Raw genomic sequence first — 20,646 nt, forward strand, 5'->3', positions numbered from 1 at the left:
ACGGTGTTTTTGAGGTCCCTTTGCCTGGTCGTCCTCAGGCCCGCCCGAGCTGTTCGAGCACCGCCCCGGGCCGGTTGGTGATGATCGCGTCGATCCCGAGGTTCACGCACAGTTCGACGTCGGAGGGTTCGTTGACCGTCCACACGTGCACCTTGTGCCCGGCCTTCTGGAGCCGCTCCACATAGGCGGGGTGGTTGCGCACGATCCGGATGGAGGGCCCGGCGATCCCGACCCCGGCCGGCAGCCGCCCGTCGCGCAGCCGGGGCGAGACGAACTGCATGAGGTAGACGGTCGGCAGTGTCGGCGAGGCCGCGCGGACGCGGTGCAGCGACCGCGCGGAGAAGCTCATGACGCGTACGGGCGACTCGGCGGCGTCGGCGGGGGCGGGGGCGTCGAGCCCGAACCGCTTCAGCAGCACCAGCAGCCGCTCCTCCACCTGTCCGGCCCAACGGGTGGGGTGCTTCGTCTCGATGGCGAGCTCCACGCGCCGCCCGGCGTCCGCGACGAGCTCCAGGAGCCGCTCCAGGGTCAGCACCGAGGTGTCCCCGGGGACCTCGGACTCCCAGTCGGGCTCTTCCTCGTCGCCCACGCGCGCGCGGGCGGCCCGCCGGGTCTTCCAGGAGCCGAAGTCCAGGGTGTTCAGCTCGGCGAGCTCCAGCGCGGAGACGGCGCCGCGTCCGTTGGACGTACGGTTGACGCGCCGGTCATGGACACAGACGAGATGCCCGTCGGCGGTCAGCCGTACGTCGCATTCGAGGGCGTCCGCGCCGTGCTCGATGGCCTTCCGGTAGGCGGCCAGGGTGTGCTCGGGGGCTTCTTCGGAGGCGCCTCGGTGGGCGACGACCTGGGGGTGCTGCTGCCGGTGCTGCTGCCGTGCGTGGGTCACCGCGTCATGGTGCCACTGCGGCCCGGGTGAGAACCCCCTGAGATGTTCACGGGAGGTATCCGTATTATCCGCCATATCCCGCATAAGCGGTGGCCGCCGACCCACAGGCACCGCTTATGGTGCTCTGACGGCCCGTGGGAAAAGCTTGAGGCGTACAAAGCACCTGCACAGCTGAAGCGCGCCCCGGGCCCGCGGCAAGCGTGACCCAGTGCGACCGACGACAACAGGCGTGGACCGAGGAGAAGAGCTGTGAGCACCGAGAACGAGGGCAACGCCGTACCCCCGGCCCCGGCCGGCCCTCCCGCGCCGGTGGACTCTCCTGTGCCGTCCGCCGCGGAGCCGACGGCTCAGCTGCCGAAGGTGCCCGCGGAGGCGCCCGCGGCGGCGGAGGGTGTGGGGGGCGCGCAGCCCTCGCCGGGCGCCCCCGAGGCGAGCGTGAGCGCTCCCGCGCCGGGCGCGGGGATGTCGTCGAGCGCGGGGGTGTCATCGAGCGTGGGGGTGTCGTCGAGCGCCCCTGACGCGTCCTGGCCGCCGCCGGCTCCGCAGCAGCAGCCGTACGGGGGGTACGGCGCGCCTGCGGGGGCTGCGGGCGGGGCCGAGGGTGGCTGGCCGCCGCCTCCGGTGACCCCGTCGTACGCGGACGCCGGGGCGGGAGCCACCGGTGTGTGGGGGGCGGCGTACGCGCCCGAGCCCAAGCGGTGCTCCGGGCGGGGCGGGCTGATGGCGGGGGTGCTGATCGCGGCGCTGGTCGCGGGCGGGCTCGGCGGCGGGCTCGGCTACACGCTGGCGAAGAACGACGACAGCAACGGCTCGACGACCGTCTCCGCCTCCCAGAGCGGCGGTTCGGTCAAGCGGGACGCCGGTACGGTCGCGGGCGTCGCCGCCTCGGCCCTGCCCAGCACGGTCACCATCCAGGCCGAGTCGAGCAGCGGCGAGGGCGGCACGGGCACGGGTTTCGTCTTCGACACCCAGGGCCACATCGTCACCAACAACCACGTCGTCGCGGAGGCGGTCGGCGGCGGCAAGCTGACGGCGACCTTCCCGAACGGCAAGAAGTACGACGCCGAGATCGTGGGCCGCGCGCAGGGCTACGACGTCGCCGTCATCAAGCTCAAGAACGCGCCCTCGGACCTGAAGCCGCTGACGCTCGGCGACTCCGACAAGATCGCGGTGGGCGACGCCACGATCGCGATCGGCGCCCCCTTCGGCCTGTCCAACACCGTCACGACCGGCATCATCAGCGCCAAGAACCGCCCGGTCGCCTCCTCCGACGGCAGCGGCAGCAGCAACTCGTACATGAGCGCCCTCCAGACGGACGCCTCGATCAACCCCGGCAACTCCGGCGGCCCGCTGCTCGACGCGCAGGGCAATGTGATCGGCATCAACTCGGCGATCCAGTCCACCGGCAGCAGCGGCCTCGGCGGCACCCAGTCCGGCTCCATCGGCCTCGGTTTCGCGATCCCGATCAACCAGGCGAAGTACGTCGCCCAGCAGCTGATCCAGACCGGCAAGCCGGTGTACGCGAAGATCGGCGCCTCGGTCTCGCTCGAGGACTCCGCGGGCGGCGCGAAGATCACGGACTCGGGCACGAACGGGGCCTCCTCGGTCGAGGCCGGCGGCCCGGCGGCGAAGGCGGGCCTGAAGCCCGGCGACGTCATCACGAAGCTCGACGACACCGTCATCGACTCCGGCCCCACCCTGATCGGCGAGATCTGGACCCACAAGCCCGGCGACAAGATCACCCTCACGTACGTCCGCGACGGCAAGACCAGCACGGTGGAACTGACCCTGGGGTCTCGGGTGGGGGACAGCTGAGCGGCTTCCTGACCCGTTACTCTTGTCCCCGCGTCGTCCATCAATGGGTGGACGGGGCGGGGTGGGTTGCCCGAGCGGCCTAAGGGAACGGTCTTGAAAACCGTCGTGGCAGCGATGTCACCGTGGGTTCAAATCCCACACCCACCGCAGGCGGATCGGCGTAGTGGCTGGTCAGAAGGGGTGCTCCTCAAGGGGGGCACCCCTTCGGCGTTCGGGGCGTCGAGGCGGCGGGGTGGATGGGGTGCGGGTCGGTGCGGGCCAGCGTCTGTGGCCAACCTGCGGCCGAGCGGCGTGTGTTGGGGCTCCAGAGCGGTCGTACACCGGCGCGTACGGGTCTCCCCCCCCCGGTTCCCCGGCGCCCCTTGCCCCGTGCGCTCCTCCCCCCCCCGCAGCCACAGCCCTCCCCACCACAACCCCCTCAAAGATGCCGATCCCGAGCCAGTTCCTCCCACTCCAGTGCTCGCAGCCGCGAATCCGCGTCCGTCCCCGAAGGGACCCTCGGGGCCGGCTGGAACCAGATCACCGTCAGGGAGGAGCGGGTGAGGGCGGGGTCGGCCGGGGTGGAGTGGAAGGAGCCTACGCAGGCGACGTCGGGGAGGATCTCGACCGGGCCGTGGGGACCCTTCTCGACGTCCGGGTACTCGCGGGGCGGGTCCACGAGATGGACCGGGGTGCCCGGATGATCCCGCTCGGCCCCGCGCAACAACGCGTTGATCTTCATGTCGTTGACGCGGGCGCAGGGATACGACTCGCCCTCGACGAGATCGCCGTACGTCGAGAAGAGCCGCACGTCGGAGAGTTCGATCGAACGGCCGGACAGGAGAACGACTCGGGACAGGGACATGAAGGGCAACCTTAGGTGCGTCTCGCGCCCAAGTACCCAGTTTTTCCTAGGAAGACACCCGTTCTTGTCGTCTACGCCCCTCCACACAAACGGAGTTGACCGGTCAGCCCACCCGAAGCCACCGACCGAGCGGTATGCGTACGAGCCTCCGCGGGCTAACTCACCGGTAATCTCCGGCTCCCCCTGAAAGACCTCCCGCTATCGCCTCCCCTGACTGAGCCGCGCGGCGGAAGCCACCGTCGACCGGGCCTCCCGCTCCGCCAGCCCCGTCCGCACCGCCGCCGCGACCAGCGCCCCCACCACCTCCGCCCCCAGCCCGTTCTCATAAGCCCGGCAAGCCGCCCAGAACAGCCGCGTGTTCCGCTGCCCCTCATGCGCCGCGAGCACGAACTGCACCAGCCCCTGCCCCTGCCCCCGCCCCTGCCCTGACTCCTGCCGCTGCGAGTGCCCGTACCCGGAGCCCGCCCCGCGCGCCCCCACCCCGGCCCCAGCCCCAGAAGCAGCCCCCGGACCACTCCCCCCAGCCCCCGAGGAAGCCCCCAGACCACTCCCCCCAGCCCCCGAAGCCGCCCCCGGCGTCACCAACAACCGCAGCAACCCCCAAGGACAAGCCGCCGGCGTCAGATGCGAGGTCCCCGGCGCCACGCTGTACACCCCGTGCTCGGTCCGCGACCCGGGCCCCACCAGATACCCGCCCGCCCCCCGGATGTCGATCCCCGGCGCCAGCCGCCCCGCCGAATTCGGCACGACGACCTCCGCCGGCCCGGTGAGCCACAGATGCCGCCCCCCGGAGGGCGTACGGACGACGACCGTCGGCGGGATCGTGAACAGATGCCGCAGCCCCAGCTCCCGCAGCGCCCCGGAGGAGTCGGTGTCCCCCTTGGTGTCGAGGTCGACGCCTATGAGGTGGTGCGGCGCGAGCCCGCAGGCGATGCCGTAGCCGGTCGCCCAGGGGGCCGCGGCGAAGAGGGCGCGGACGCGCGCGGGATCGCTGGAGGCGTCGTACACGCCGTGTCCGGGGCGTCCGCACTCCCCGTGGCAGAGGGGGGTGCCGGGTGGGTCGAGGCGGTGGGGGGAGCGCAGGGCCGGGAGTTTCGTGCGGGACAGGGGGAGGACGGAGAGGCCGCGTTCGGCGGCCGAGAGGGCGTGGGCGAGGGCCAGTGCGGTGGCCTGCCGATGATGCCGGTCGGTGGTGGCCATGCCTCCAGTTTCGCACAGGAGTTCGAAAAATGGGAGGGGGCGCAGGGGTCGTCGGTCCGGAAACGGTCCTGAACAAAACGGCGTGAAGTAACGCTTCCCCCCTTGGGGCGCCCCGCGCACGAGCCGCGTGACCCGCCCGGAGCGCGGCTGTGCGCGAGGAAAGGTGGTGAAAGTGGTTTATCTACTGGTCATCACGCTTGCGTGCTAATCACGCCTTAGGGGGTGTTCCGCCGGGGACCCGATGGGCAACTCTGATCTCGCGACGTCGTCACAACCGCCGGGACGGTCGGCCAACTGGCCCGGTACAAGCCGTAGTTCATGCAATTCCCGGCCATGAGCCGGTCGCGTCTCTTGTTCTCTGGAGGAACAACATGGCAAGCATCCGTACCGCCCGCATCGTCGCCGCCGCTTCCGCCCTCCCGCTCGCCGCCGCGCTCTTCACCGGCGTCGCGGCGGCGGACAACGGCGGCTTCGCGGACGACGGATCGAACGCGGGCGTCGCCAGCATCATCGGCAGCGGTGTCGGGCACGACAACAACGGCAACTCGGCCACCACCCAGCAGAACGCGGTGGGCTCCGGGGCCAGCAACCAGAGCAACACCGCCCAGGTGAACGGGTCCGCGTTCACGTCCATCAACCAGGGCAACCACAACGTCCAGGTCACCTTCGCCCCGCTGTGGTGGAAGTGACCCACTGACCCGGGGGAGCCGGCGCGACCGGCACCGGCCCCCCGCGTCAACGCGCTGGGTGTGCTCTCTGGGGTGGTAACGCGTCTGGGCGGCGGTGCGTCGGGCACCGCCGCTCAGGCGTTTCCGCGTGCCTTGACACCGCTCACCGTCTGACGGACAGTCAGAAATCTTCCGGGGGAAGGGAGATGGGGAGAGGTGCGACAGATGCCTACGACCGACCGGCCCGCCCGGGACACCCGACGCGCGCCGCACGAAGCCCCGCACGAGGACCCGCCCGCAGCTCAACTCGCCGCGTACGAAGGCCTCCCCGCCGTCCGCGCCGCCCCCGGCAAGGACCCCGTCAACACCCCCATGATCCGCCACTGGTGCGAGGCCCTGGACGACACCAACCCCGCGTACACCGGCCCGACCTCCATCGCCCCGCCCACCATGCTCCAGGCCTGGACGATGGCCGGCCTCCCGGGAGACGCCCCACGCACCGAGGCCTACACGGACCTCCTCGCCCTCCTCGACGCGGCCGGCTGCACAGCCGTCGTAGCCACCGACTGCGAGCAGCAGTACGACCGCCCCCTGCGCCCCGGCGACGAGATCACCTACGACACGGTCATCGAATCCGTCACGGGCCCCAAGTCCACCAAACTGGGCCGGGGTTGGTTCATCACCACCCGTACGACCGTCAGCACCGCCGACGGCACCCGAGCCGGCACCCACCGCTTCCGCATCCTCAAGTACGCCCCCGCCGAGAAGTACGCCTCCGTGGAGAAACCGACCGAGAAACCCACCGAGAAGCGCGCCCTCGCCGAGCCGGGCCCCACGCAATCCGCGCCCCCTGAACCCCGCCCCCGCCCCGTCGTCAACCGCGACAACTCCCCCTTCTGGGACGGCATCCGCGCCCACCGCCTCCTCATCCAGCACTGCACCGCCTGCGACACCCTCCGCCTCCCCTGGCACCCCGGCTGCGCGGCCTGCGGCTCCCCCGACTGGGACACCCGGGAGGCGGGCGGCGCGGGCGAGGTCTACTCCTACGTCGTCATGCACCACCCCCCGTTCCCGGCCTTCGATCCCCCGTACGCCGTCGCCCTGGTCGAACTCACCGAAGGGGTACGCCTGGTGAGCAACGTCATCGGAGTCCCGTACGACAAGGTCCGCGTCGGCATGCCGGTCCGCCTCGAATTCCGGGCGTACGACGAGGGGTTGACGCTGCCGGTGTTCCGGGCGGAAGGGGCGGAGGGGGACGCCGATGCGTGAGGGACCGGAGATGAGCGAAGGCCCGGAGACAGGCGAAGGCGAGCAACTCCCGCCGCTGGACATCGAGATCACCCGCACCCTGATCATCGCCGGCGCGATCGCCTCCCGGGACTACCAGGACGTCCACCACGACCAGGCGGCCGCGAGAGCGAAGGGCTCCCCCGACATCTTCATGAACATCCTCACGACCAACGGCTTGGTGGGCCGCTACATAACCGACCACTTCGGCCCGACGGCAACCCTCCGCAGCGTCGCCATCCGCCTGGGCACCCCCAACTACCCCGGGGACACGATGAAGTTGAGGGGCCGCGTAGAGCGCATCGCGGAGGGCGGGACGATCACGGTCAAGGTCACCGGCGACAACGAACACGGCCGCCATGTGACCGGCACAGTGACCCTCACCCTCCCCGCAGCCGATGTTTCACGTGAAACCCCCCTGTTTCACGTGAAACAAGGCGAGTTGGACAGTCGATGATCGCCCGCGCCGCGATAACCGGCATAGGTGCCACCGACTTCTCCAAGAACTCCGGCCGCACCGAACTCGCCCTCGCCGCAGAAGCCGTCCGCACCGCCCTCGCGGACGCGGGCCTCACCCCCGCCGACGTGGACGGCATGGTCACGTTCACGATGGACACCAGCCCGGAGATCAGCGTCGCCCAGGCCTGCGGAATCGGCGAGCTCTCGTTCTTCTCGCGGGTCCACTACGGCGGCGGCGCGGCCTGCGCGACGGTCCTGCAAGCGGCGCTCGCCGTCGCCGCCGGCCTCGCCGAAGTCGTCGTTTGCTATCGGGCGTTCAACGAACGCTCGGGCCGCAGATTCGGCGCGGGTGTGACCCGGCGGGAGCCGTCGGCGGAGGGGGTGGCGCTCGGCTGGACGCTGCCGTTCGGGCTGCTGACGCCCGCCTCGTGGGTGGCGATGGCGGCGCGGCGGTATCTGCACATCCACGGCCTGACCCCGGAGGTCTTCGGACCCGTCGCCGTCGCGGGCCGCGCGTACGCCGCGACGAACCCGGCCGCCCACTTCCACGGCCGCCCGATCTCCCTCGCCGACCACGCGGCCTCCCGCTGGATCGTCGAACCGCTGCGGCTGCTGGACTGCTGCCAGGAGACCGACGGCGGCCAGGCGCTGGTCGTGACGAGCGTCGAGCGGGCCCGGGACCTCCCCCGTCCGCCGGCGGTGATCGCGGCGGCGGCCCAGGGCGCGGGCCGGGACCGCGAGCAGATGACCAGCTTCTACGGCCCCGACCTCGCGAGGCTCCCGGAGTCGGGCGTGGTGGCCCGCCGGCTCTGGCGCATCTCGGGGCTGACGCCGGCCGACATCGACGTAGGCATCCTCTACGACCACTTCACGCCGTTCGTGCTGATGCAGCTGGAGGAGTTCGGGTTCTGCGGGCCGGGGGAGGGCGCCGATTTCGTCGTAGCGAACGAGTTGCCGTTGAACACGCACGGCGGGCAGCTGGGGGAGGCGTATCTGCATGGGATGAACGGGATCGCGGAGGGGGTGCGGCAGGTGCGGGGGGCGGCGGTGAACCAGGTGCGGGGGGCCGAGGCGGTGCTCGTGACGGCCGGTACCGGGGTACCGACGTCTGGCCTGATCCTTACGGCGGACAGATGATCCCCCAGGGGTCATCCCGTAGTAGGCGTACCCTCCCGCTCCACCTTCAGGAGGTGGAGCGGGCCCCACCCCTACAACCTGAGGCGGACTCGTCTTCGGGACCTGCGGGCGATCCGGCCACGAGGGTCCTCCTCCTAGCGTGGAGCCATGACCACACCCGTCTGCACCAGCGCTTCCAACGGCAGGACGCGGGCCTCGGCGCATCCGGGGTACCCGTCCTTCTCCTCCTACGTCCGCGACCGGCAGCCGGTGCTGCTGCGCACGGCCCGCTCGCTCACCGCCAACCCCAGCGACGCGGAGGACCTGCTCCAGACCGCGCTCACCAAGACGTACGTCGCCTGGGACCGCATCGAGGACCACCGCGCCCTCGACGGGTACGTCCGCCGGGCGCTGCTGAACACGCGTACGTCGCAGTGGCGCAAGCGCAAGGTGGACGAGTACGTGTGCGACGAACTGCCGGAGCCGGACCCCGAGCTGGGGCTCACGGACGCGGCTGAGCAGCAGGCGCTGCACGACGCGATGTGGCGGGCGATCATGAAACTGCCGGCCAGGCAGCGGGCGATGGTCGTCCTCAGGTATTACGAGGACCTCAGCGAGGCGCAGACGGCGGAGGTGCTCGGTGTCTCGATAGGGACGGTGAAGTCGGCGGTCTCCAGAGCCCTCGGCAAACTCCGCGACGACCCTGAGCTGGGACTGGTCCGAGGCTGACCTCAAAACGACGCGCTCCTCCCTCCCTAGTGACATACCGCGTGGTACGTGTACAGAATCGGGGCCACCCCATCCCGCCTACGGCAATGTCGCCCAGGAGGACGCCGTGCAGAGCACCATGCAGGACGTACCGCTGCTGATCTCCAGAATCCTCGCGCACGGGGCCACGATCCACGGGAAATCCCAGGTGACGACCTGGACGGGCGGCCCGGAGCCGCACCGCAGGACGTACGCGGAGATCGCGGAACGCGCGGCCCAGCTGGCGCACGCCCTGGGCGAACTGGGAGTGAGCGGCGACGATCGGGTCGCAACTCTTATGTGGAACAACGCCGAGCACACCGAGGCCTACTTCGGCGTCCCCTCCATGGGTGCCGTCCTGCACACGCTGAACCTCCGTCTCCCCCCGGAGCAGCTCGCGTGGATCGTCAACCACGCGGCCGACAAGGTGATCATCGCCAACGGCTCCCTGATCCCCCTGCTGGCCCCGCTCCTGCCGCACTTCAAGTCGGTCGAGCACGTGGTGATCGCGGGCCCCGGCGACCGCACCCCGCTCGACGGCGCCGCCGTCCCCGTCCACGACTACGAGGACCTCATCGCGGGCCGCCCGACGACGTACGACTGGCCCGAGCTGGACGAACGCAGCGCGGCGGCGATGTGCTACACCTCGGGCACGACCGGCGACCCCAAGGGCGTCGTCTACAGCCACCGCTCGATCTATCTGCACTCGATGCAGGTCAACCTGGCGGAGTCGATGGGCCTGACGGACCAGGACACGACGCTGGTGGTAGTGCCCCAGTTTCATGTAAATGCATGGGGTTTGCCGCATGCGACCTTCATGACCGGCATCAACATGCTGATGCCCGACCGCTTCCTCCAGCCCGCGCCGCTCGCCGAGATGATCGAGTCCGAGCGGCCGACGCACGCGGCGGCCGTCCCCACGATCTGGCAGGGCCTGCTGGCGGAACTGACCACGCGCCCCCGGGACGTCGGCAGCCTCACCCAGGTCACCATCGGCGGCGCCGCCTGCCCGCCTTCCCTGATGGCCGCGTTCGACGGCCTCGGCATGCGGGTGCGGCACGCCTGGGGGATGACGGAGACGTCCCCGCTGGGTACGGTCGCCCGGCCCCCGGCCCACGCGGTCGGCACCGACGAGGAGTTCACCTACCGCCTCACCCAGGGCCGCTTCCCGGCCGGCGTCGAGGCGCGCCTCACCGGTCCCGGCGGCGAACGTCTTCCCTGGGACGGGGAGTCGGCGGGCGAGCTGGAGGTGCGCGGGCCCTGGATCGCGGGCGCCTACTACAACGGCGCCGACGCCGAACTTCTGCGCCCCGAGGACAAGTTCAGCCCCGACGGCTGGCTCAAGACCGGCGATGTCGGCACGATCAGCTCCGACGGCTTCCTCACCCTCACCGACCGCGCCAAGGACGTCATCAAGTCCGGCGGTGAATGGATCTCTTCCGTCGACCTGGAGAACGCCCTCATGGCGCATCCGGCGGTTGCCGAGGCGGCGGTGGTCGCCGTACCCGACGAGAAGTGGGGCGAACGTCCGTTGGCGACGGTGGTGTTGAAGGAGGGGGCGGAGGTGGACTTCTCTGCTTTGCGCGCTTTCCTGGCGGATGAGGGGGGCATCGCGAAGTGGCAGTTGCCTGAGCGGTGGGTGCTTATTGACTCCGTCCCGAAGACGAGTGTGGGGAAGTTCGACAAGAAGGTGTTGCGTAGGCGGTATGCGGAGGGGGAGTTGGGGGTTACGCGGCTTTGAGGGGGCGGCTGTAGGGGGGCACTTGGGGCGCTCTCAACTCCAGGAGGGCGCCGTGATTTTCAGCGGGTGCGGGGGGCGATGTTTCACGTGAAACAGGGGAAGGAGGGCGCTCCGCAGCTTCAGCGGGTGCAGGAGGGCGCCCAGTAGCTCCAGAGGGGCATTTGGGGGGCGCCTTCGGTTCAAGTGGGGCACTTGGGGGCGCCCTTGGCTTCAGAGGGGCCACTGAGGGCCCTCGGCTCCAGAGCGCCCCCAGCTCTAGGAGGGCGCCTGAGCTCCAGGGGGTGCGCTCAGCTTGGAGGGTGGCCGCATTTCCGGCGTGGGCTCAGCTTGGAGGGTGCCCTCTTTCCGGCGGGCGCTCAGCTTGGTGGGCGCCCCATCTTCGGCGGGCGCTCAGCTCAGAGGGTGCCCGCATTTCCGGTAGGCGCTCAGCTCAGAGGGTGCCCGCATTTTCGGCAGGCGCTCAGCTCGGAGGGTGGCCGCATTTCCGTCGGGCGCTCTCAGCTTCAGCGGGCGCGCAGCTTCAGGAGGGGGTCTTATCCCCGGCGGGCGCCCTCATCGTCGTACGGAAGTGAGCCCCCACCCGAGCAGCAGCCAGACCCCCGCCACGGCGACGACCCCGCCCCACCCGAAGTGCCCGAACGCGACCCCGGCCAGGGCGGAGGCGGTGGCCCCGCCGGTGAACCCGGAGATGACGTACGCGCTGTTGGCGGTGGCCGGGGAGGAGGTGGTCGTCAGGGCGAGGGTCTGGTTGGCGACATGGGCCGTGACCAGCGCCGCGTGCACGACGATCGCGGCGACGAACAGCGCCACCAGCACATGCCCGCCCAGCCAGAAGAGCGGCACGGAGAGCCCGGCGAGCAGAAAGGCCCCGCGTACGACCCGTGCGGCCCCGAACCGGTCGACGAGCCCCCCGGCCAGCGGCGCGACGACACTCGCGGCCAGTCCGAAGAGTCCGAACAGCCCGGCGGTGGCTGTGGACATGCGATACGGCGCCCCGGTCAGCAACAACGCGAGCGACGTCCACAGCGCCGACCAGGCCCCATACATCCCAGCCTGCCGCACACAGGCCCGCCAGAGCTGTGGCGACCGCCGGACGAGCCCGGGCATCTCACGGAGCCCGGAGAAGAGGGTGCCGGTGGGGGTGGGGTGGGTTTCGGTGGGTGGGGCGGCGGGGGTGGTCTCGGCGGTGCGCTGTCGGGCGGGCGTGGGGGTGTCGATCCCGGTCGCCTGGTCCCCGGTGAGCGGTGCGCTGGTGTCGGTCTGGGCCGTCCGGATTCCGGCGGGCAGCATGGCGGCGCCGGTTCCGCCCATGGGCCCTCCGGCAGTCGTCTCGTCGGCGTCGGTCCGGGCTGCCCGGTCCCTGAGGGGTGGTGTGGTGGCGTCGGTCCGGGCCGCACGCTCTCCGGCGGGCGGTGCGCTGGTGTCGGTCTGGGCCGTCTGGACCCCGGCGGGCAGCGCGGCGGAGTTGGCCCTGGCCGCATGCCCCTCGGTAGTCGCCCCGGCGGTGTCGGTCCGGGCTGTGCGCTCCCCGGCGGGCAGCGCGGCGGTATCGATCCCGGCCACTCGGTCCCCGGCAGTCGCTCGGGCGGTACCGGTCCGGGTCGTCCGGACTCCGGCGGGCAGCACGGCGGCGCCGGTCCCGCCCATGGGCCCTCCGGCAGTTGACGTAGCGGCGTCGGCTCCGGCCGTGCGCCCTCCTGTAGTCGACGTGGCGGCGTCGGCTCCGGCCATGCGTCCTCCGGCAGTTGACGCGGCGGTGCTGGCTCCGGCTGTGCGCCTTCCGGCCGTCCGCCCTCCGGCCGCCGACCCGACCGCGCCGACCCCGCCCACGCGCCCCCCAGCAGTCGCCCCGTCGGCATCGGTCCGTGCCGCCCTCCCCCCGCCCGGCAACGCCGCAGCCGTCAGCAGCCCCAGTGCGACGGTCAACCCCGCCGCCCCCGCGAACACCCACCGCCAGCCGAACGCCTGCCCCGCCAGTCCGCCCAGCACCCGTGCCGCCACGATCCCCGTGAACAGGCCCGCGATCACCGCCGCTACATGCCGTGCCCGCCGGTCCGCCGGGGCGCGGGAGGCGACCAGGGGGACCAGCAGCTGCGGTACGACCGTCGCCGCGCTCGCCGCGAACACGGCGCCGGCCAGCGTCGCCGTACCCCGTGCCGCCGCCCCGCCCAGCAGCGCCAGCGCGGCGGCCACCGAGAGGATCGCGACGATCTTCCGTGGGTTGACCCGGTCGCCGAGCGGAGCGAAGAGCAGCAGCCCCGTCGCGTACCCGAACTGTGCGATCGAGGCGATCCAGGCGACCGAGGCGGGGGTGGCGTGGAAGTCGGCGGCGATGAGGGGGAGCAGTGGGGCGGCGAGGTAGATGTTGGCGGCGGTGACGGCGGTGCAGACGGCTATCAGGGGGAGGAGGAGGGCGCGGGTACGGGGGTCGGTGCCGGCTTCGGTGGAGGGGGCAGTGGTCCGTACGGAGGTGGAGGACGGCGACCGCATCGGGAGGGGCTCCTGTGCTGGGCGGGAGGGGAGGGGGAGCGGGGCGGGCAGGTGGGGTGGACGGTATGAGCGGGACGGGCGTCGGGGTCGGCGGGGTGAGCGGGGCGAGCTGAGACAGGCAGGGCAGGCGGCAGGGCCAGCGGGATGAGCGGGGCGAGCCGAGAGGGGCAGGGCAGACAGGGCGGACGGGATCGGCGGGACGGTGAGACGGGTGAGCCGAGACGGGCAGGGCAAGCGGGATCGGCGGGACGGGTGAGACAGGCGAGGCAGACGGGGTAAGCGAGCTATACGGGACAGGCGAGACAGGCGGTAACCAACCGTTTGGTTGGCGGACGGACGGCTCAACAGTCTGAGCCGCCCCCGAATTCCCTGTCAACCAACCAGTTGGTTACGTCGTCCCCCCACTACCCTGACCCCATGGCAGTCAGAGACCCCGAGGCCACCAAGGCACGCATCTTCGAAGCGGCCGTCACCGAGTTCGCCCGCCAGGGCATCGCCGGCGCCCGCATCGACCGCATCGCCGCCGAGGCCAAGGCCAACAAGCAGCTCATCTACGCCTACTACGGCAACAAGGCCGAGCTGTTCACGAAGGTCCTGGGCCGCAGAATGGTCGATCTGGCGGCGGCGGTCCCGGTGGACCCCGACGACATAGACGGCTGGATCGACCGCCTCATGGACTACCACGCCGCCCACCCCGACCTCCTGCGCCTCCTGTACTGGGAGGCCATCGAGTACGGCAACGCCCCCCTGCCCGACGAGGAGGCGCGGCGCGAACACTACGTCCACAAGATCGCCGCGATCAGGGACGGCCAGGAGAGAGGCGTGATCCAGAACACGATCCCCCCGGCGGACCTCCTCTTCCTCCTGATCGCCCTGGCGAACTGGGCGACGGTGGTGCCGCAGATGAGCAGAGTAATGCTGGGGGGAGAGGGGCCGGACAGGGAGAGGCTGAGGGAGTCGGTGAGGGAGGCGGCGAGGAGGTTGGTGGCGAAGTAAGGGGGCTGGATCGGCGGGCGGCGCCGAGGGAGGGGCGTCAGGGGCGTGGGCTGATACCGAGGGCGGCGCTGAGGAATGGGCGGCGAAGCCACCGGTCTAGGCGCGCGGGGAGCTTCGGGTCGGCGGATGGAGCAGGGGCGCGGCCGAAGCCGGATCGATGGACGCCACTGAGGGACGGACGGCGGAGCCGCTTATTCAGGGGCGGTGCTTGGGGTGGCGCGCTGGCGCGCGGGAGAGCTTCGGGGGAGGTGGTGCTTGGCGCGCGGGAAATGGCTGGCGCTGGCGCCTTCTTCGGGCGCGGGGCCGGATCGACGTGCGGCGTCGAGGGATGGGCGTCACGGGCACGGGCTGATACCGAGGGCGGCGCCGGGGGATGGGCGGCGAAGCCACCGGTCTAGGCACGCGGGGAGCTTCGGGCAGGCGGATGGAGCCGGGATGCGGCGGAGGCCGGATCGATGGGTGCGGCCGAGGGACAGGTGGCGGAGCCGCTGATTCACGGACGACGCTTGGGGCGGGGCGCTGGCGCGGGGGGATGGTCGGCGCTGCTGCCTTTTCGACTGAGGGGGCCGGATCGGTGGGCGGCGCAGCCGCCTTTCAGGGCCACGGGCTGACATGGAGGGCGGCGCAGGGAGACAGGCGGCGCAGCAACTATGCAGGCGCGTGGGGAGCTTCGGGTCGGCGGATGGAGCGGGGACGCGGCGGAGGCTGGATTGATGGGCGCGGCCGAGGGACGGACGGCGAAGCCGCCAATTCAGGGGCGGTGCTTGGGGTGGGGCGCTGGCGCGCGGGAGAGCTTTGGGGGAGGTGGCGCTTGGCGCGCGGGGGATGGCTGGCGCAGCCACCTGTCTAGGCGCCTGCGGGGAACTGCGGCAGCCGGATGAAGCAGCGGCGCGGCGGAGGCCGGATCGATGGTCGGCGCCGAATAGGCGTCAGAGGCGGAGGCCGGATCGATGGTCGGCGCCGAATAGGCGTCAGAGGCGGAGGCCGGATCGATGGGCGCCGCCGAGGGACAGGCGGCGCAGCCGCCTACTCAGGGGCGCGGGGAACTGCGCGACCAGCCACAACGCACCCGCACCCGACCACGCACCCGCACCCGACCACGCACCCCCACCGACCACGCACCCCCACCTGCCCGACCACGCACCCCACCCGACAACACCCCCCCCCACCCCCAACACCCACCCCCCACCAATCAGTTAGTCCCGATCCGAGCCAACAAATCCACGATCCGCCCCTGCACCTCACCACTGGTAGACCTCTCGGCGAGAAACAGCACAGTCTCCCCAGAAGCCAGCCGAGGCAGGTCAGGCTGTTCCACGGCGGCGGTGTACACGACCAACGGCGTCCGATTGAGCTGCCCGTTCGCCCGCAGCCAGTCCAGAATCCCGGCCTGCCGCCGATCGACCTGCATGAGATCCATGACGACGAGGTTGGGCCGGAACTGCCCCGCCAGCATGACGGCGTCAGCATCACTCGCGGCCCGGGCGACCTGCATCCCCCGCCGCTCAAGAGTCGACGTGAGCGCCAGCGCGATCTCGGCGTGCTCCTCGATCAGCAGCACCCGAGGCGGATGCTGCTCACTGTCCCGAGGCGCGAGCGCCTTCAGCAGCACGGCGGGATCGGCCCCGTACGCCGCCTCCCGGGTCGCCTGCCCGAGCCCGGCGGTCACCAGCACGGGCACCTCCGCGGCGACAGCGGCCGTACGCAGCGACTGGAGCGCCGTCCGCGTGATCGGCCCGGTGAGCGGATCGACGAACAGCGCGGCGGGGAACGCGGCGATCTGCGCGTCCACCTCCTCACGCGAGTTGACGATCACCGGCCGGTACCCGCGATCGCTGAGCGCCTGCTGGGTGGAGACGTCCGGCGCGGGCCAGACCAGCAGCCGGCGCGGATTGTCGAGCGGCTCGGGCGGCAGCTCGTCGTCCATCGGCTGCGGCCGCGGCATGTCGGCGATCTCGACGGCGCCGCCGGGCCCGTCCAGCGGCTCGGGCCCTTCGGGTGCCTTCTCGTCCGGCGCCCCTATGGCGTACGACCGCCCGGCCCCCTCGGTCCCCGCCGGCACGAGCCGGGTCTGCCCCGCCAGCGAGGGGTGCGGCAACTGCGCCGGTACGACGGGCTGTTCGGCCGCCGGATGCGGACGCGCCGCCGGATCGGGCGGCGTCCCGAGCTTACGACGCCGGCCACCGGCCGTACCGGAGGCGGGAGTTGACCCGGCGGCCGGCTGAGGCTGCTGAACTTGCGCGGCCTGCCGAGTGAACGGCACCCCCTGCCCCAGAGTCCGCACACTGATCGCACGCCCCTGAGTGGAGTGAGGGTCAGCACTCTCGGCGGGCAACGGCTGGGCGGCGGGGGCGGGTTGAGCACCGGGTACGGCTTGAGCGGCGGGCGGGACTTGAGCACCGGGTACCGATGGAACACCGGGCGCAGCTTGAGCCCCGCCGACAGACTGAGCACCGCCGACAGGCTGAACCCCGGCAACGGACTGAGCCCCGCCGACAGGCTGACCACCAGCAGCAGCCTGGACCCCGCCGACAGCCTGAACCCCACCCACCGGCTGACCCCCGGCAACAGCCTGAGCACCGGCACCAGTCGGCCCCGAAGGCAAAGGCACCGCCTCCGCCGGCAACGGCTGTGAAGGCAACGGGATATGCCCGGTGGGCGTGGCGGTGGTGGGCTGCGCCTCCGGCAGCGGGACGGCGATCCCCTGCCCCTGCGTCTGCTGCCCCTGTACCTGCTGCCCCTGCCCCTGCTGCGGCAACGGCACGGCCCCTTCGCCGCCCCCCGCGACCGCCCTGCGCCGCCGCCCGGTCGGCCCGCTGGCCGGATGGGGCTGCGGCGGAGTGTGATCCTCGGCATCACCGGCGACGGATCCATGCCGCGCATGCTCGACGGCGTCCTCCCCGGCGACATGAGGAACGGCACCCTGCGGAGGGACGACACCCTGCGGGGCCACGACGGCTTGGCCGGCAACGGAAGGAACGGCAGCGGAGGAACCGGGACGGGAGGAACCGGGACCGGAAGAAACGGGACTGGAAGAACCGGGAGCAGCAGGAACGGACCCGGCCGATACGGGAGTTGCCTGCCCAGGCACCGCCTGCCCAGGCACCGCCGAACCGGACCCACCCTGCCCGGGAACGCCCCCTTGAGCCGGCCCGATCCCTCCAGCGGGCACCGCCGAACCAGGAGCCCCCTGCACCGGCACGGGCACCCCCTGCGCAGGCACCAGCCCTTGAGCAGGCGCAGGCACCCCAAGGGGAACACTGCCAGGAACGCCCCCTTGAACAGGCGAGGCCACCCCAGCGGGCCCCCCTCCAGGAACCCCTCCCTGAACGGGCACGGGCATCCCCACGGGCACCCCTCCAGGCACACCCCCTTGAGCGGCCCCGGCCACTCCACCAGGCACTCCCCCGGAAACGCCCCCCTGAGCCGGCCCGGTCACCCCAGCGGGCACGCCCCCAGGAACACCCCCCTGAGCCGGCACAGGCACCCCAACAGGCACCCCTCCAGGAACAGCCCCCTGAGCCGGCACCGCCACACCACCGGGAACGCCCCCTTGAACCAGCCCGGTCACTCCAACAGGCACCCCACCAGGAACACCCCCCTGAGCCGGCACCGCCACCCCCGGCGCGCCAGCCGGCGCCATAACGCCCCCCTCCGCCCCAGACGCCCCACCCTCCCGATCCGCCTCAGCCGGCGGCAACGCGAACACAGCCCGAGGCCCAGCCTCCTGCGCCGCAGCCCGCTCATTCGCGGCAGCCAACGCCCGCCGCCGACGCCCGGTCGGCTGCCCCTCGCCGTCCTCGCCCCCCTCGTCCACAACACCCGCCGAAGGCAGCGCAGGCGGCAACGCATTACGAGCCTCAGGAACCGCAACTCCCGCACCCGGCAAGGCAACTCCCGCACCTGCCACGGCAACTCCCGCACCCGGCACAGCAACCCCCGAGCCCGGCACAGAAGCACTCCCCGCCCCCAACGCCGGCACCCCCTGCTGAGGCGGAACCCCCTGAGGCGGAACCCCTTGAGGCGCAACCCCCTGCGGCGGCACCGCCTGCGCCGGCACCAACCCCGTCCCCGCCGCCGCCGTCCCCGCCGCATGCTCCGCGGCCGTCACCACCGCCCCCTCGGACACCTCGGCGGACCGCCCCCGCCGCCGCCCGGACCCCTCGTGCACGGCGGCAGCGTCGTCCTCCGCCGCCGGACCGAGCGCCCGCCGCCGCCGTCCCGTGGGCGCGGCAGCCGGCGCCTCTTCACCGTCCCCGTCGAGGAACGCGTCGACAGAACTGCGCCGAGCCCGCCGCCGAGGCTCCCCGGAACCCTCGCCCGCCACCCCGGCGGAACCCTCCCCGGCCTGCGCCAGAACAAGCTCCGCCCCGCCCCCACCACCCTGCGCCGAAGCGACAGCCGCCCCGCCCTGCGCCGCAACCGCCCCCGCCCCACCCCCGATCGGTACCTCAAGGACATACGCGTTGCCGCTCATCCCCGGCACCTCATGGGTCTGGAGCACCCCCCCGTGCGCCCGCACGATCCCCCGGACGATCGGCTGGTGGACGAGATCCCCGCCCGCGTACGGCCCCCGCACCTCGATGCGGACGACCTCGCCGCGCTGGGCGGCGGCGACGACCACGGTGTTGTCGAGGTAGCCGCCGGCCGCCTGGACGGGCGCGTTGCCCGTGGCGTCGACGCCCGCTACGTCGGCGACGAGGTGGGCGAGGGCGGTGGCGAGGAGGCGGGTGTCGACCTCGGCCTCGATGGGCGGGGCGTGCACGGCGAACTGGACGCGGCCGGGGCCGATGAGTTCGACGGCGCCGTCGACCCCGGCCGCGACGACCGCGTCGAGCATGACCTTGGTGCGCGAGACGGTGAGCGCGCCGGTGTCGAGCCGCTGGTAGCCGAGGACGTTGTCGATGAGGGTGGTGATGCGGGAGTACCCGGCGGAGAGGTGGTGCAGGACCTGGTTGGCCTCGGGCCACAGCTGGCCGGCGTCGTCGGCGGCGAGCGTCGACAGCTCGCGGCGCAGTTCGTCGAGGGGGCCGCGCAGGGACGTGCCGAGGAGGGTCAGCAGCTGCTCGTAGCGGCCGGCGAGGGCCTCGTACCGGTCCTTCTCGCGTTCGCCGAGGGACGCGTACCGCTCGTCGCCCGCGGCCAGTTCCTCCGCGTGGGCCTCGGTCAGTTCCTCGACCTCGGTGACGTGGCTCTGGCGCAGCGCGGTGAGGTCGGAGGCGTGCTCCTCGGAGAGCTTCTCCAGCTCCTCGGCGTGGGCCTTCTCCAGGGCGGACTTCTCGTCGGCGAGGGTGTCGTAGGGGCGGCGGTCGGTGAAGGTCAGGACGGCGCCGACGAGCTGGTCGCCGTCGCGCACCGGCGCGGTCGTCAGGTCGACCGAGACCTTGTCCCCGGTCTTGGACCACAGCACCTGCCCGCGTACGCGGTGCTTGCGCCCCGAGCGCAGCGTGTCGGCGAGCGGCGACTCGTCGTACGGGAACGGCGAGCCGTCCGCGCGCGAGTGCAGCATGAGCGTGTGCAGCTCCTTGCCGCCCAGGTCGCTGGCCCGGTACCCGAGTATCTGCGCGGCGGCGGGGTTGACGAGGACGATCCGCCCGTCGGTGTCCGTGCCCACGACCCCCTCGGCGACGGCCCGCAGGATCATCTCCGTCTGCCGCTGCGAACGGGCCAGTTCGGCCTCGGTGTCGACGGTTCCGGAGAGGTCGCGTACGACGAGCATCAGCAGCTCGTCCGGGGTGTAGCCGTAGCCGTCGTACGCCTGCTGGCCGTTCTCCAGGGTGGCGCTGGAGACCTCGACGGGGAACTCGAAGCCGTCGGTCCTGCGGGCGGTCATGCGGGCCGGCTTGGTGCGTCCGCGCGGGTCGATGTGGTCGGGGCGGCGCATCGAGCCCGGGATGAGCTTGGAGTCGAACTCCGGGAGCAGGTCCAGCAGTCCGCGTCCGACGAGCGCGGTGCCCGGCGTCTCGAACGCCTCCAGCGCGATGGTGTTGGCGTTGACGACCGTCCCGTTGGCGTTGACCAGCACCAACGCGTCGGGCAGGGCGTCCAGTATCGCCGCGAGGCGAGCAGCGCCTCGGGATGGCCTGCTGCTCACGAGACGCTTCCTCCCTGCTGGTTACCGCACCTTGCCGACCGCTCGGGCCATCTTGCCAACCGGCCCGCGGGGTGTCACGCGAGGGAGTCTAAGGGCTGGCATCCGCGTGCCGGTGCCGGATGAGAGGCACCTCGCACGAGAGATGACGGGAACCGCAAGCCCGTGCGAAGAGGGGTGGACGAAGGGTGTACGGCGGTCTTAAGCCCTTTGCCCGCCCGGCGCCTCCCTAGTACGGTGGACGTCGATTGGTGGCGCGGTACTTACCTGTGTCATCATCTGCACGCACCACTCGCACACACGCGA

12 protein-coding genes, 1 tRNA gene and 2 pseudogenes are annotated in these 20,646 nt (G+C 72.0%); 9 read left to right on the top strand and 6 right to left on the bottom strand.

Features of this window, described 5'->3' with window-relative positions; genetic code table 11:
* Positions 1-34 precede the first annotated feature (34 nt).
* The gene (locus ACYUD3_RS07950; RefSeq protein WP_470965836.1) at positions 35-886 is read right to left on the bottom strand and encodes a glycerophosphodiester phosphodiesterase; all 852 of its coding nucleotides are present in this window, start codon (positions 884-886) and stop codon (positions 35-37) included.
* 249 nt (positions 887-1,135) lie between these two features.
* On the opposite strand from ACYUD3_RS07950, the gene ACYUD3_RS07955 reads away from it, so the two are divergent.
* Positions 1,136-2,701, top strand: a complete 1,566-nt coding sequence (locus ACYUD3_RS07955; protein WP_470965838.1) for a S1C family serine protease — start codon at positions 1,136-1,138, stop codon at positions 2,699-2,701.
* 60 nt (positions 2,702-2,761) lie between these two features.
* Positions 2,762-2,848, top strand: a tRNA-Ser gene (locus ACYUD3_RS07960).
* A gap of 271 nt (positions 2,849-3,119) precedes the next feature.
* Here ACYUD3_RS07960 and ACYUD3_RS07965 read toward each other — a convergent pair.
* Both ACYUD3_RS07965 and ACYUD3_RS07970 read right to left on the bottom strand, forming a co-directional pair.
* On the bottom strand, positions 3,120-3,545 hold the full coding sequence (locus ACYUD3_RS07965; protein WP_470965841.1) for a hypothetical protein: 426 nt from the start codon (positions 3,543-3,545) through the stop codon (positions 3,120-3,122).
* A gap of 198 nt (positions 3,546-3,743) precedes the next feature.
* The gene (locus ACYUD3_RS07970; protein WP_470965843.1) at positions 3,744-4,745 is read right to left on the bottom strand and encodes a bifunctional DNA primase/polymerase; all 1,002 of its coding nucleotides are present in this window, start codon (positions 4,743-4,745) and stop codon (positions 3,744-3,746) included.
* 371 nt (positions 4,746-5,116) lie between these two features.
* Between ACYUD3_RS07970 and ACYUD3_RS07975 the strand changes: the two genes are divergently transcribed.
* The 6 genes from ACYUD3_RS07975 (at position 5,117) to ACYUD3_RS08000 (ending at position 10,763) form a co-directional block, all read left to right on the top strand.
* Positions 5,117-5,434 carry a hypothetical protein gene (locus ACYUD3_RS07975; RefSeq protein ID WP_470965845.1) on the top strand — a complete coding sequence of 106 codons (318 nt, stop codon included), beginning with the start codon at positions 5,117-5,119 and terminating at the stop codon, positions 5,432-5,434.
* A gap of 204 nt (positions 5,435-5,638) precedes the next feature.
* Complete coding sequence (locus ACYUD3_RS07980; protein WP_470965848.1) at positions 5,639-6,682, top strand: bifunctional MaoC family dehydratase N-terminal/OB-fold nucleic acid binding domain-containing protein; 1,044 nt, start codon at positions 5,639-5,641, stop codon at positions 6,680-6,682.
* A gap of 10 nt (positions 6,683-6,692) precedes the next feature.
* Entirely contained in the window at positions 6,693-7,157 is a 465-nt protein-coding gene (locus tag ACYUD3_RS07985) for a MaoC family dehydratase (protein ID WP_470965850.1), read from the top strand.
* Positions 7,154-8,296: a lipid-transfer protein gene (locus ACYUD3_RS07990; protein ID WP_470965853.1), complete on the top strand. Its 1,143-nt coding sequence runs from the start codon at positions 7,154-7,156 to the stop codon at positions 8,294-8,296. The genes ACYUD3_RS07985 and ACYUD3_RS07990 overlap by 4 nt, the downstream gene beginning before the upstream one ends.
* A gap of 147 nt (positions 8,297-8,443) precedes the next feature.
* A complete protein-coding gene (locus tag ACYUD3_RS07995) occupies positions 8,444-9,004 on the top strand; it encodes a SigE family RNA polymerase sigma factor (RefSeq protein WP_470965855.1) in 561 nt (186 codons plus the stop codon).
* Positions 9,005-9,122: 118 nt separating this feature from the next.
* Positions 9,123-10,763 (top strand): long-chain fatty acid--CoA ligase, encoded by a 1,641-nt coding sequence (locus ACYUD3_RS08000; protein WP_470966071.1) that lies wholly within the window; start codon positions 9,123-9,125, stop codon positions 10,761-10,763.
* A 552-nt stretch (positions 10,764-11,315) separates the two neighbouring features.
* On the opposite strand, the pseudogene ACYUD3_RS08005 reads toward ACYUD3_RS08000, so the two are convergent.
* Together ACYUD3_RS08005 and ACYUD3_RS08010 are read right to left on the bottom strand one after the other, a co-directional pair.
* Positions 11,316-11,900, bottom strand: a pseudogene (locus ACYUD3_RS08005) (MFS transporter); the annotation flags it as partial.
* 726 nt (positions 11,901-12,626) lie between these two features.
* Positions 12,627-13,253 (bottom strand): annotated as a pseudogene (locus ACYUD3_RS08010) (MFS transporter); the annotation flags it as partial.
* Between the two features lie 417 nt (positions 13,254-13,670).
* On the opposite strand from ACYUD3_RS08010, the gene ACYUD3_RS08015 reads away from it, so the two are divergent.
* A complete protein-coding gene (locus ACYUD3_RS08015; protein ID WP_470965858.1) occupies positions 13,671-14,249 on the top strand; it encodes a TetR/AcrR family transcriptional regulator in 579 nt (192 codons plus the stop codon).
* 1,192 nt (positions 14,250-15,441) lie between these two features.
* Here the strand turns inward: ACYUD3_RS08015 and ACYUD3_RS08020 are convergent.
* A complete protein-coding gene (locus tag ACYUD3_RS08020; RefSeq protein ID WP_470965861.1) occupies positions 15,442-20,343 on the bottom strand; it encodes a hybrid sensor histidine kinase/response regulator in 4,902 nt (1,633 codons plus the stop codon).
* Between the last annotated feature and the right edge of the window lie 303 nt (positions 20,344-20,646).

The sequence above is a fragment of the Streptomyces sp. AMJ-169 genome, assembly GCF_055597585.1.